This is a genomic window from Trinickia mobilis (assembly GCF_017315705.1).
GTDB lineage: Bacteria > Pseudomonadota > Gammaproteobacteria > Burkholderiales > Burkholderiaceae > Trinickia_A > Trinickia_A mobilis.
On the sequence record NZ_JAFLRF010000012.1, the window covers coordinates 127251 to 140569 of the forward strand.

At 60.7% G+C, this 13319-nt stretch carries 13 protein-coding genes and 1 pseudogene; 6 read left to right on the forward strand and 8 right to left on the reverse strand.

Features of this window, described 5'->3' with window-relative positions; all coding sequences use genetic code 11:
- Positions 1-110 precede the first annotated feature (110 nt).
- From J3489_RS18565 to J3489_RS18595, 7 genes and pseudogenes are all read right to left on the reverse strand, one after another.
- Complete coding sequence (locus tag J3489_RS18565) at positions 111-470, reverse strand: BON domain-containing protein (RefSeq protein WP_207000419.1); 360 nt, start codon at positions 468-470, stop codon at positions 111-113.
- Positions 471-584: 114 nt separating this feature from the next.
- Positions 585-1328: an SDR family NAD(P)-dependent oxidoreductase gene (locus J3489_RS18570; protein WP_207000421.1), complete on the reverse strand. Its 744-nt coding sequence runs from the start codon at positions 1326-1328 to the stop codon at positions 585-587.
- A 30-nt stretch (positions 1329-1358) separates the two neighbouring features.
- Entirely contained in the window at positions 1359-1889 is a 531-nt protein-coding gene (locus J3489_RS18575) for a bacteriohemerythrin (protein WP_242540107.1), read from the reverse strand.
- A 41-nt stretch (positions 1890-1930) separates the two neighbouring features.
- Entirely contained in the window at positions 1931-2464 is a 534-nt protein-coding gene (locus J3489_RS18580; RefSeq protein WP_207000422.1) for a cupin domain-containing protein, read from the reverse strand.
- A 28-nt stretch (positions 2465-2492) separates the two neighbouring features.
- On the reverse strand, positions 2493-3608 hold the full coding sequence (locus tag J3489_RS18585; protein ID WP_242540108.1) for an alcohol dehydrogenase catalytic domain-containing protein: 1116 nt from the start codon (positions 3606-3608) through the stop codon (positions 2493-2495).
- Positions 3609-3642: 34 nt separating this feature from the next.
- On the reverse strand, positions 3643-4719 hold the full coding sequence (locus tag J3489_RS18590; protein ID WP_309491390.1) for a porin: 1077 nt from the start codon (positions 4717-4719) through the stop codon (positions 3643-3645).
- Between the two features lie 107 nt (positions 4720-4826).
- Positions 4827-6185 (reverse strand): annotated as a pseudogene (locus tag J3489_RS18595) (purine-cytosine permease family protein).
- 87 nt (positions 6186-6272) lie between these two features.
- Between J3489_RS18595 and J3489_RS38870 the strand changes: the two are divergent.
- The 5 genes from J3489_RS38870 (at position 6273) to J3489_RS18615 (ending at position 11863) form a co-directional block, all read left to right on the forward strand.
- Positions 6273-6470, forward strand: coding sequence for a hypothetical protein (locus J3489_RS38870; protein ID WP_374193463.1), 198 nt, complete (start codon positions 6273-6275; stop codon positions 6468-6470).
- Positions 6471-6676: 206 nt separating this feature from the next.
- Complete coding sequence (locus J3489_RS18600) at positions 6677-8026, forward strand: aromatic ring-hydroxylating dioxygenase subunit alpha (protein WP_207000425.1); 1350 nt, start codon at positions 6677-6679, stop codon at positions 8024-8026.
- A gap of 25 nt (positions 8027-8051) precedes the next feature.
- Positions 8052-9074, forward strand: a complete 1023-nt coding sequence (locus J3489_RS18605) for a ring-hydroxylating dioxygenase ferredoxin reductase family protein (protein WP_207000427.1) — start codon at positions 8052-8054, stop codon at positions 9072-9074.
- A gap of 34 nt (positions 9075-9108) precedes the next feature.
- Entirely contained in the window at positions 9109-10434 is a 1326-nt protein-coding gene (locus tag J3489_RS18610; RefSeq protein WP_207000429.1) for a M20 family metallopeptidase, read from the forward strand.
- 31 nt (positions 10435-10465) lie between these two features.
- Entirely contained in the window at positions 10466-11863 is a 1398-nt protein-coding gene (locus J3489_RS18615; protein WP_207000430.1) for an amidase, read from the forward strand.
- 53 nt (positions 11864-11916) lie between these two features.
- On the opposite strand, the gene J3489_RS18620 is transcribed toward J3489_RS18615, so the two are convergent.
- On the reverse strand, positions 11917-12504 hold the full coding sequence (locus tag J3489_RS18620) for a winged helix DNA-binding protein (protein ID WP_207000432.1): 588 nt from the start codon (positions 12502-12504) through the stop codon (positions 11917-11919).
- A gap of 390 nt (positions 12505-12894) precedes the next feature.
- Here J3489_RS18620 and J3489_RS18625 point away from each other — a divergent pair, with 390 nt between their 5' ends.
- Positions 12895-13290 carry an MTH938/NDUFAF3 family protein gene (locus J3489_RS18625; protein ID WP_242540109.1) on the forward strand — a complete coding sequence of 132 codons (396 nt, stop codon included), beginning with the start codon at positions 12895-12897 and terminating at the stop codon, positions 13288-13290.
- Positions 13291-13319 lie beyond the last annotated feature (29 nt).

The following is a 13319-nucleotide window of genomic DNA, read 5'->3' on the forward strand; positions in this document are numbered from 1 at the left end:
CGGCTGCCCGGATTGGGCACTGCCGGCGGCAGTGTCCATGAGAACAGGCCGAAGTTCCTGATCCGGACACTGTCCGCCGCCGATGCAAGGCAATGTCCGGAACGACAGCCTCACTGGCCGACCGGCCGCACGGTCAAATGGCAGATTACCGAGGTCACGCCTGGCACGCCGTTAGCCGCCTGCATCGCCAGCGCGACCTGCGACTGCTCGGGCACCCACCCTTGCAGCGTGACCGCGCCATTGCTTGCGCGAACCGCAATGCCGGACGCGTTGAGCCCCTTCGTATGGATCAGCGCTTGTCGAACTTTCTTTTGCAGCTCTCGATTTGCTGCCCGCATCGCCTTGGCGCTGGAAGACGACGTTGCGGCGGGCGTCATCTCCGACGCGCTACCGTTTTGCGCGATTGCGCTGCAGGTCGTCAGTGCAAGAAGGGCGCAACCCACCCAGCGTGCTGCGTGAAATGGCTTCATTCGTTGTTCTCCTCGAGTAATGGAAAAGAAACACCAACTGCTTGTGGAAAATGATGATTGGGCCTAGCAGCGAGTTCACGCATATCGAACGAGCGGCCGCCGCCGGCGAACCGGTCAGATCGTCATGCCTCCGTCGACCGACAATGTCGCACCTGTCACGTACGCGGCCTTTGCGGACAGCAACCACACCACCGCATCTGCCACTTCGTGTGGCTGGCCGATCCGGCGCATCGGAATCAAGTCGTCGAGTAAATGAACATCGCCGTTGGTCGAACGCATGTAATTGGGCGTCTCTGTCGCCCCGGGACAGACGGCGTTGACGCGAATGTTCCGCTCTGCGTATTCCTTGGCTACTGCGCAGGTCAGTCCGACGACCGCATGCTTGCTCGCGACGTAATGCGCAATGCCGTTCATGCCGCGCAACCCGAAGATCGACGCATTGTTGACGATTGCCCCACCGCCACTGCGCAGCATCGCCTCGACCTGATATTTGACGCCGTAATACACCCCTTTGAAATTCAGGTCGATGACCCATTCCGATTCCTCGACCGGGGTCTGGTCAATGGGTTTGAAGTCCGCATGACCGCCGGCATTGTTGAACGCGAAATCGAGGCGCCCGAAGCGGGACTCGATGAAGGACACGAGCGCCTGATTGTCATCGCGGCGTGAGACGTCGGCCACGCGGATATCCGCGCGTCCGCCTGCGTTCACAATTTCGTCGCGCACTGCAACGAGCTTGTCCTCCCCGCGTCCAGCGAGGACGACATGCGCCCCTTCGCGCGCCAGCGCGAGGGCCGCCGCGCGTCCCATTCCCGATCCGCCTCCTGTCACGAGTCCGACTTTCTCTTTCATTGTCATCCGTTACTCCATGAAGCCCGTTGCCGAGCGTCAGCCACGCTGCGTGTCCGACACTTCCGAGTTGCTCTCTCCACTCATCGGCAAGTCGCGCCGCAATACCACCGGGGCGCCGCCGTGGATCTTCTTGTTCACCCACGCCGACAAGGCGGAGTCCATATAGTCGGCGTGGCCCGGGAACCAGTCTGTCAATGCCTTGGCAAGGCGTTTGACATCGTGAAGACCCACTTTCCCGACGGCCGCCAGCGAATTGACCTGCTGCACGGCATCGATCACGCGCTGATGCTCATCGAGATGGCAGTCAGTCGCCGGAAAGTCAGTCCTCTCCATCCAGATTCTTTCGATCTCGAAGTGAGAAAGCAGATGTCTCTCCACCGCCTCAAGGCAACCCAGCGCCGTATGCTGGGTACACTGCGCTAGCGCCGACACCACCTCGACAAACTCCTGATGCGCCTCATCCATCTGCGCATGGCCGAGCAGCATCGCATCGGTCCATTCCAGACTTTCGGTCTGGTGGACGACCCTTGCGGGCCGGCCATCCAGAACGTCACGTTGATGAATCATCTGCCCCACTCCTGTATCAAATCATCGGGCCGCGAGTTCTCTTACTTCGCAGCGCCGATCAATACCGCCACCATCACCGCGGGCACGTCGCCGCGATTTCGCCACGCATGTCGGGTTCCGTTCTGGACCACGATGTCGCCAGCCTCCAGATGGCGAGTCTCCCCGTCGTCCAGTTCGAGCCACAACTCGCCCGAGAGGATGATGTCGTAGTCGATCGTCTCGGTGCGGTGCTTGCCCGAACCATCGGGTTCGAAGGTCTCCGCCAACCCCGGCAGATGCACCGCATACTCCTGTCCGGCTGCCGCGGGATCGAAGTTCGGCGACTCGAAGACGCTGTCGGGCGGAAACTGGACGACGATCAAGCGCGTGCCGTGCGGATCGGGCACGACCGACTGGATGCTGACGACCGGGTCCTTGCCATCGTGCGGCAGCAGCGGAACGCCCTGTGCCGTGGCCCACACAAGTACGGTCTGGAATCCGGGCACCGATACGTAATCGTGCGTGTTGGCGACCGGACCATCAGAGAGGAATACGGCTTTACCGTTTTCCTCTCCGGTCACAATACGTCTTGCCATGATCTTTTCCTCGCTTGGTTGCTTGCTCTCATTGCACGACAACGACATTGACGAAGCCGCCTGCCCGCTTTTCTGCTTCAGCCAGTGCTTCGTTCGCCTGCTCCAGGCGGTAGCGGTGATGCTCGAACACGCTTAGGTCAAGCGTACCGGCCGCAGCCATCTCCACGAGATCCTGCCCCTCGGCGACCGAGAACCACAGCGAACCGAGCACACTGACCTGCGCGCACATCAGTTCGTGCAGGTTGAGCGGCAGCGGATCTGACATCGCGCCGATTTCCACCAGCCTGCCTCCGCGCTTGAGCGCCTTGATGCCATCGAGCGTCACCTGATGCGAAGCCCCGGGACCGATCGCGTCGATGACGGCGTCCACGCCCAATCCGCCGGTTTCCGCGTGCGCCCAGTCGGCTAACGATCCCGTGCCGTAAGAGAACGTGCGGATTCGTTGCGGATCGAGCGCGCGCACGCGCGCGAGCAGCGCTTCATTACGGGCGACGCAAAGGATTCGGGTTGCGCCCATTGCGCGAGCAATCTGTACTGCCCCCAATCCGAGCGTTCCCGTTGCGCCGCTGATGAGCACGCTCCTGCCCGCACCAACGCCCGCCTTGCGAAGTCCGGAATACGCTGTGCCCAGGTAGCCGAAACGCGCCGCCTGCTCGAAGCTCACCTGATCCGGCAGTTTGACGAGGCCGTCGGCCGGCGCGGTGGCGAATTCACTGAAGCCGCCATAGGGGTACTGCCGATAGATCTGCTTGGATTGCGGGCCGAATCCGAAGTAACCCTGAAACGTGAACGCCACACAATTAATGGGTTCCCCGGTCCGGCAGGCGTGACACGAGCCGCACGACCGGCCAGGATTGATATAGACCCGGTCGCCGGGAGCGATGCCCGAAACCGCGCTCCCGACTTCGGCGACGACGCCCGCGGCATCGAGCCCGTAGATCGCCGGCAAATCGGGAACCGTCAGATACGCACGTTCACCGTAATTGCTCATCACGTTGCGCAGATTCGGTACGACGCCCGCGGCCTTGACGTCAACCAGCACATCGGTCGGCCGAAGCAGTTCCGGACGTGCGATCGTGTCGATCTGAAAGCGCCCGCCCGGCTCATGAACACGCATCACCCGCATGTTTTTCGTTAGATTCATGGTTGTCTCTCCTGTTTTGGACTTCTAAAAAATCTCAGAACACATGCTCGATGCCGATATCCGCAGCGGTCTGCCGACCGCCGGAAGCCGGCCCGGGTACCAGCGAGATCCAGGCCGGCCCGCCGGAACCCTGCTGGAACGCCAGGCCCGCGTAGATGCTCGTGCGCTTGGACAGCGAATACATCAGCGACAACGTCTCCTGGCTCGCCTTCTGGTTCATCAACGTTTCGTTTCCCTTCATGTACTCGTACGCGAGATTCGCGTGAAAGAACGGCGAGAACGTCCACGTCAAATCGCCCTCATAGACCCCGACGCGCGCACCATTCTGGGTGTTCTGCGTGCTCGTATACATCGCCGCAAGCTCGGCGGGGCCGACCACATAGGAGGCGCCTAGCCCCAAGTTCCTGATGCCGGCGTTGCCGTTGTTCAGTTGCGGATATTTGACGTAGGTGTAGGCACCGTTCAGCGCCAGTGCGCCCAGGTGATAGTTGATCCCGTAGCTCTGCGCGCTATCCTGGCCGAACGCCCCGGACTGGCCTCCGAAGCTGTACTGGGCTCCGAATGACAGGCCGGCAAGCGTTGGACTGACGTATTTGACAGAATTCGGAATCGGCGCTCCAAGGGTCCGGTCGAAATCGAACGAGTTGTTGCCCGGCGGCCCATTGGGCACGTTCAACCCCGTGAACGAACCCTGTCTCAGGTTGAGCGAACTGACAAACGGAAACGCCGGCCCCCAGTGATCGACGACCAGCGAATAGAACATGAAGTCGATCTGATTGCCCATCGTCAACGTGCCAAACCTGTCGTCCCTCAGCCCCACGTACGTCTCATGACCAAAGAGCCCATTGACCGACTGACCATTGTTCAGACTGAACATTCCCTCGAGCTTGAATATCGCCTTCATTCCGCCGCCCAGATCCTCGCTGCCGCGCAGCCCGAACAGGTTCGGCGCCGCCGCATCCGGGTCTGCCAGCCAAGTGCTGTGACCGCCCACGTTCGACACGTACATGACGCCGGTATCGATAATCCCGTAGAGTTCGACGCTGCTCTGCGCATGGGCCAGCCCGGACATCGACAATGCACTTAGTAGTGCCAATTTCAATTTCTTCACCACGATTCCCTCATATCACCTTAACGAAGTCTTCCTGTTCGATCGATTTGTCTCAACCCGCTCGTTCTAGCGCGGTGATTCGATTTCTATCGAACCCGATGTCCGTGTCACGCCCCCGTCGCCGCGAGCGACCGTTTCCCATAAGCCGAGATGGCGAGGTACGCCGCAACCGAAACCGCAAACGTCGACGGCGCCGAAAATGAACGAATCGGTTCTGCAGCACCCATCACGGAGATCCCCATAGCGACGCCGGCAAACCACGCGATCAGTCCGCCGAAGTTGAAGGTCGGTACGGTGCTCAAGGTCGAATCGACGGCGTCGTCGGCAACCGACTCCGATCTGTCAGACAGGATGTGGGCCAGCGCGACCGCCACCCATGCAACGACGAACACCCCCTAATAGGCCAATGCGACAAGCAGCTTCGAGAAAATCCCGGAGAGCATCAGGCCGTAAACAACGATGCCGACTAGTATCGTCCACACGAACTTCGGAAAATTCAGGCCCAACGTCCGCTGGAAGAATGCATGAGTGTTGATCGTCGCAAGGTAGTAGTTCGCGGTATTGATCCGGGTCTGGGTCACCACAAGGAACCCGAGTCCCCAGAGCCCCATCAGTTTGAGGAGCGCAAGCACGACAGACACCTCCGAGGGCGCCCCATCGCCTGGGATCGTGCTGACCAGATAGATCCCGATAACCCCGTTGACCACGAAAGTCATTGCCCAGAACGGCAGGCCGAAATTGAACGCCCCGTGATAGCGCACGTCCTCCTTCTTGCCGAACCGAGCGAAGTCGAAGGCCGCCATCATGAAGACCCAGACGCCCATGTAGTAGACAAAGCAGTCCCACCACCCGGTCGGCGACGCCATGCCCTTCGGCGGACCGAAATGGAGCCATGCGGGGCTATACCCATAGGTGGCGGTCGTGATCACCACGGCGGCGATCAATCCAATGACATAGAACGGCAGCAGCACCCCGTTCAGTTTGTCGAGCCAGTTCTGCACGCTGCCGAAGACAAGCGGAACGCTGTACAGGACGACCAACAGTGCCGCCACGGGATATGAGATCGCGAGAAACAGGGTGTTCAGGGCGACCGCGATCACCGAGCTTTCGAACACTGCGTAGTAGATGACCGTAGCAGCCAGAATCAGCGTCGCCAGTGCTGCCCCGGCATTCCCAAAGAGCACGCGCGAGAAGAGCGAAATCGAAAGACCGGTCTTGATCGCATAACGGGTCAGGACGAAGTTCACAGCCGAATAGACAAGCACCGACAGAATCATGCCAATGACGGCATTGGCGGTGCCGTAATACAGCGCCAGCGTGGCACCAATGATCAGGTAAACCATCGCACTGCAAAGCCCCCACCACGCCATCGTGAGGGCGAACTTCGGCATGCGCGCGTTTTCTGGAATCCGCGCCGTTGAAAGGTCTGCTTCCTCTGTAAATACTGGTTCGATCGCTCCAGGCATGACTGTCCCCTGACGTAGTATGAAATTCCGCACTCTCGTACGATTAGCCCTACTAAGGTAATACCCTAGCCACTCCAACTTGATTTCGTGCGTTCGCGATCCGCGAACGCTCCCCCTGGTCGGTCCTGCTGCGCTTGCGTACGTCGCGAAACAGTTCGCCAAGCGCGCTGCATTTGCGCCGCAGACAAGGGAAAACCCCAACCAGACGTACATCCATATCCCGCCCAGGCGGCCGCCAATGTCGCCGGAGCCAGATCCAGCGGGCCTAGGCGAGCGATTGCCTGACGACAATCAATCAACCATCGCGCGACTAGTTAGCGAAGATTGATTGAAAATTAATTGACTGTCAATTTGTGATTTCGTAGTCTTCGTTCACAGCGTCGGGTCAGAGACCCTCGACCAACCCGGTCGAGCTTGATCTGGCTGTACAGAAAATGCGTTCGTGAGGTCTACGCGGAGCGCACACCCGTCCACCCAATGAGGAGCAACCTATGAGCGACACGCCAATCGTCCGCAGGCGGAGCAGCGCCGCCAGACTGAACGACATCAGCGACGCGCGCGTCAACGATGCGAAGGTTCAAAGCCAGTACCAGCCGTACAAGGATGCGGCGTGGGGTTTCGTCAACCACTGGTATCCGGCGCTGTTCAGCAACGAATTGCCTGAAGATTCAGTCGAAGGTATCCAGATCTGCGGCATTCCCATCGTGCTGCGCCGGGTCGACGGCAAGGTCTATGCGCTGAAGGATCAGTGCGTTCACCGTGGGGTCCGCATGTCCGCCAAGCCGATGTGCCTCACGAAGGACACCATCAGCTGCTGGTACCACGGCTTCACGTTCGAACTCGAAACCGGCAAGCTCGCCACCATTGCGGGCAACCCCGACGACAAGCTCATCGGGACAACCGGCGTGACGACTTATCCTGTTGAGGAAATCGCCGGCATGATCTTCGTGTTCGTGCGCGAAGACGACTACCCGGACGAGGACGTGCCCCCGCTCGCGCATGACCTGCCGATCCGCTTCCCCGATAACAACGAGCGCTTCCCGCATCCGCTGTGGCCGTCGGCGCCGAGCCTGCTGGACAAGGACGTGGTCGCGTACGGCATGCACCGTACCGGCTACGCGAACTGGCGCATCGCCTGCGAAAACGGGTTCGACAACGCGCACATTCTTGTTCACAAGGACAACGCGATCATTCATGCCAAGGATTGGGTGCTGCCGCTCGGCATCGTGCCGACTTCGGACGACTGCATTGCGCCTGTCGAGGATGAAAACGGGCCGAAGGGTCTCGTGCAGTGGCTCTTCACCGAGAAGTGGAATCCGATTCTCGAGAATCCGAAGGTCGACCTGAAGGTCGAAAACATCAATTCCCGCCCCTATCGCACGTCGGTCTTCCTGCCGGGTGTGCTCATGGTCGAGAACTGGCCGGAAGAGCACGTGGTTCAGTTCGAGTGGTACGTGCCGATCACCGACGACACCTACGAGTACTGGGAAGTGCTGGCGAAAGTCTGCAAAACCGACAAGGAACGCAAGGACTACCAATACCGCTACGAGTACCTGTTCAAACCCCTGTGTCTGCATGGCTTCAACAATTGCGACCTGTACGCGCGCGAGGCGATGCAGGACTTCTATGCCGACGGCACGGGCTGGGATAACGAACAACTGGTCGCAACGGACGTCTCGCCGATCACATGGCGCAAGATCGCGTCGCGCTGGAACCGGGGCATCGCGAAGCCCGGCCGCGGCGTCGATGGTGCGATCAAGGCGTCGAGCATCCGCATGAAGAAGACGGCAGAAGGCAAGCAGCCCGCCTACTTCGTCGACAAGATCGAAGAAGAGCAGTAATCAACGCAGCACTGGAGGTATCCGTATGTCTTCCGTTAGAAATGTCATCTTGAGCTTTAGCAACGGGATAGCGACATCGGTTGCCGTGCAGCAGGGCGAGAGCGTGCTGGATGCCGCTCTCGCCGCCGGCCTTCCGGTCCTCCACCAGTGCCGCTCGGGCTCGTGCTCGAGCTGCACGGCCAAATTGGTGGAGGGCCGCGCCGGGACGCGTGCCGGCGCCAGCTCGACGCTGCTGCGCAGCGAATTCGAAGCTGGCGACCGCCTGCTGTGCCTGACCGAACCCGAAACCGACTGCACCTTCGCGCTGAATTACGCAAGCGACGCCGCCACGGCACAGGCCGTCACGGCTCATGCGTTCGTCGACAGCGTGGAAATGGTGGCGTCCAACGTTGTCCGCGTCACGCTTGAACTGGCCGAAGGTGCGTGGCTCGATTTCAAGCCGGGCCAGTTCCTCCAGGTGCGGGTGCCCGGCACTGACGTGACGCGCAGCTACTCGCCGTCGAGCACCGCGGCCGACCTGCCGAAAATCGAGCTGCTCGTGCGCATTCTCGAAGACGGTGTCATGTCGACGTGGCTCCAGGAGCGGGCAAAACCAGACGACGTGCTCGAAATCGAGGGGCCGTTCGGCCGCTTCTTCCTGCGCGAGAAGGTGCCCGCGCCACACATCATGGTCGCGGGCGGGACCGGTCTCGCACCCATCCTGTCGATGATCGACACGATCCGCCGAAAGCCGGGGCGCAAGCCGCCAATCCTGCTCAGCTTCGGCTGTGCGACGCCCGACCAGCTGTTCTGTCTTGACGACATCGAGCTGCGCAAGCACTGGGTGTCGGGTCTCGCGACGCGCATCTCGGTCGACCGCGGGGCAAGCGGGGATCTGCTGAGCGGCAACCCGGTCGACGCCATCCGCGAGGATGACGTGACCCACGGGGAAACCGTCGCGTATCTATGCGGTCCGCCGCGGATGATCGAAGCAGCGACACACAAGCTTAAGCACCTTGGGCTGCGCCCGGAAAACATTTACGCCGAACAGTTTGCGCCGTCGAATTGATCACGCACTGAAGCAGAATCTGGAGGTAGCACCCGTGGTCTCCACCACACCTTTGCCATTTTCCCCCGAGCAGCAGACTTGGTACGAGCAGGGCTGCGCGAAACTCGATTCGCAGCGCCTTCAGAAGCTGCTGTTTGATTTGACGGATATCCACAGTCCGACCGGTGCCGCACGTGAGGCCAGCCAGTTCATGGCCGGCTATCTGGCGAGCACGGGCCTGAACGCCAGCTATCGCCCGATGAATGATCGGACCGGCAACGTCGTCGCCGAAAAGCGAGGTAGCGGAGGCGGCGCATCGCTGATGCTGTACTCGCCGATCGACACGCATCTCGAAGGCGACGAAAGCGATCAGCCATGGGTCGGGCCACCTGATTACGCCGACCTTCAGCCGAAAGCCCGCATGGACGGTGACTGGATCTATGGCCTCGGCGCATCCAATCCCAAAGGCATGATCGCGACGCTCACGGAAGTCGCGACCGCCCTGATCGAAGCGGACGTCCCTCTCGTCGGCGATCTGATCGTCGCGATGGCCGATGGCGGGATGCCCGTCGATTTGGCCGCCCGCGACCATGCGGGCATGTCCGCCGGTGTCACCCATCTATTGAGCCGCGGCGTGGCGCCAGATTTCGCGATCGTCATGAAGCCGTGGAATTGGGTCTACAACGAAGAGCCCGGGATGGGCTGGTTCAAGCTGAAGGTCAAGGGAACCCTTGGATACGCAGGCGTGCCACGCGGCACAACCGGCTTTCGCAGCTCGGTCGTGCCGGCGGCACATGTCATTCTCGAACTCGAGCAATGGCTGATCGATTACGCTGAGCGAAACACGTCGGGTGTCATCAAGCCGCACGGCTGGATCTCGGGCGTGCGCGCAGGCTGGCCGGAGCGGCCGGCGTTTCCGTCCGCCGTCACGGAGATTTTCTTCGATGTCCGGATCAATCCGCGCACCAGTCCCGGCGACGTGAAGGCCCAGTTTGCACAGTTCGTCGCCGAGTTGCAAAAGCGCCACCCCGATTTCGATCTCGACTGGGAGATGTACGGTTCGGTCCCGGGCGGCACCACGGCGCCATCCAACTGGATCGTCCAGTCGGTACGGCGCGGCTGGGAACATATCGAACAGCGCCCTCACCCCACGCCCGAGTTTCTGGGCGGCCAGACCGATGGGGCCGCATTGCGCCGCTTCGGCATCCCCACTGCGCGGATCGGCTGGCCGTGGCCCGCCGAAGGTTCGCCCGAACCGCTGGCGGAAGGCCTCGGCGGCATGGGCGCGACTTACATTCCCGACCTGATGCCATGCGCGCGGAAGATCATGTATGCCGTCATTGACACCCTCACCCGCAAAAGAGCGGACCTGGGGCTTTGAGCGCACAGTTGACCCCGGAGGCAACCTGACGATGTCGAATGCAGACCTGCATTACCTTGAAGCCGGCGCGCTTGCCCGGCTGATTCGCGCGCGCGCGCTCTCACCGGTCGAGATAACGACTACGCTCCTCGACCGGATTGCGAATCTCGACCCATCGCTTCACAGCTATGCGCTAGTGATGCCCGAGGACGCATTGGCTCAGGCGAAGGAAGCCGAGCGCCGATTGCTTGCCGGCGACCCGGTTGGCCCACTGCACGGCGTCCCGCTCGCAGTCAAAGACCTGTTTTGGGTGGCGGGCTCGCCGACCGCAGCCGGCACGACGATTCACCGGAACTTCGTGCCGACCGAAGACGCGACCGCCGTTTCGCGGCTTCGGGAGGCCGGTGCAATCGTGCTTGGGAAACTTCAGCTGACGGAGGGTGCATTTGCGACCCATCATCCGGAGATCCCAGCGCCCGTCAATCCGTGGCACCCGGACCATTGGTCCGGAGCGTCGTCGAGCGGTTCCGGTGTCGCTACTGCAGCCGGCCTTTGCTACGCGTCGCTCGGGACCGACACGGGCGGGTCCATCCGCTTCCCCGCGGCTGCAAATGGCCTGACAGGCATCAAGCCCACCTGGGGGCGAGTCAGCCGCCACGGCGTGGTCGAACTCGGCGCGAGCCTGGATCACGCCGGCCCGATCGCCCGCAGCGCCGCCGATGCGACGCTGCTTCTCAGCGTCATTGCAGGCCACGATCCGCGGGACCCGACTTCGCTCCCGGAGCCGCGCCTGGACCTGCCCGAGGCCGGCCACGATCTGCGGGGCCTCAAGATCGGAATCGACTACGCATGGAACAGTCTGGGCACTGACGAGGTCATTGTGCGTGCGCTAGAACACGTCGTTGATACGGTCAGGGACCTCGGTGGCGAGATGCGACCGATTCGCTTTCCCCCCGTACGAACGCTGGTCGACGAATGGCAGGTCAACTGCGGTGTCGAAGTCGCCGTGGCCCATGCGGAGACTTATCCGCGGCTTGCTTCGGAATACGGTCCTGCATTGAGCCGCCTGATCGAGATCGGCCGTGAAACCAGTGGAATGCGCTATCAGGAAGTGTTGCTCAATCGCGCAGCATTTCGTGGAAAAGTGGACAAGCTGATGAGCGAGGTCGATCTGTTCATCGCCCCCGTTCAGCCGTTCGCCGCGCCTACCCATGAACAACTCGCCGCGCTCGCGCAAGATCCGGAACTCAACGCGCGCTTGATCCAGTTCACGGCGCCGTTCAACTCGAGCGGCCATCCGTCCATCACGCTACCTTGCGGCTTCACGCCCGGCGGATTGCCCATCGGTTTTCAGTTCGTCGCGCGGCGCGGTGGAGAATCGCTTTTGTGCCGGGCAGGCATGGCATTTCAGCACGCCACAAAATGGCATTGCGCTCATCCGGTGCTCTGAGCCCATTCCAGGTGCCCCGTTGGAGGACTTTCGCCCACGTTAGAAGCTGCGTGTCAGCCCTCCGACGGCTTTCTTGTCTTGCGGGGCGTTTTCGCTTTCGGCGGGAGTTCGTCGGTTTGCGGCGTGATCGTTGCGGAATCTCGCGCAGCCTCCTCATATATCCCGGTCAAAAGCGACATGAAACGTGCGCCCTTTTCGAATTTTTCCTCGACGTCGCTAATTTCCTCCAGGCGCTTTACCAATATTTCCTGTCTGACTTTGTAATATTCATCCGTCAGCTTCACGCCCAATTCGCTTGCGGCATACGAGTATGTCTTGTTATTTTTGTCCCCCTGCTTCTCGATCAGCCCAGCGGCCTCCAGCTTTCTTAGACTGTATTGAATATTGGGGATATCGTCGCGATTCATCAACCGGGCAATCGTGGCACTGTTCTTCGGGCGGTCCTGCATGCGGATCACGTGCAGGATGACATGCTCCTGGTACTTGATATCCACATCCGCAGCAATCGTGATCATGCCCGTCGTAAGAACAAAACGCGAAAACGATTCATAAAAGCGGATCAGCGACCACTCAAACTCTGTTGCTTTGTATTCCATATCCGATTTTGCGAGATGCCATCCACGGTAGAATTTCGGCTCCATTCCCTAACTCGCGTTCCAAGATTAACAGTTGCACATTAGGCACACCTCAAACGCCGGACTCCCGTGCGGCTCGTATCAGCGTTTGCAGGATTTTCACCCACACGCGATCATCGTGCCCCACCACAGCAGCGATTCGACGTGCACATCCTTCACCGGCGGACGACCGGCCAGGCGCAAGCATCGTCACGATCGCTGTTGGTGAGTTTCCTGATCGGGATCAAGGCGCACAATCCAGCGATCCTACATCGATTTTCCATTGATCTGAAATAAATAGTGTATCAATCCTGTTTTCGCGCAATGGCCTGAAGAACCGAATCGCCGTCGTGTGTGAGGCGGGGACACATTCCGCGCAGCCGCGCCTTCAATTTCGATCCATAATGATTTGGCTCGATGACCGCCAGATTCGGTTCACTCGGCACGAAAGCGACGGAGATGGGCATGCGCTTTGAAGCTTTTTCCTTTGGTTCGATCCGTATTGACGGTGTCACCTACGAGCACGACGTGGTGATCGACCGCGGGCAGGTTCGCAAACGCAAGAAAAAGCCGTCCAAGGCGTTCCGCGCTGCCTTCGGCCACACACCGCTATCGATGGCAGAGGCCATACCTTGGGAATGCCGGCGCTTGGTGATCGGGACCGGCACCGGGGCGTTGCCCGTGATGGAAGAAGTGAAGCACGAGGCCGAGCTTCGACACGTCAAACTCGTTATTCTGCCGACCGCGGAGGCGATCGCCCGGCTGAAGAAGCATGCTGGCAAGACCAACGCAATTCTGCATGTCACGTGCTAGCGTCGACTCCTTGCTCCGGCGTGCCGCTC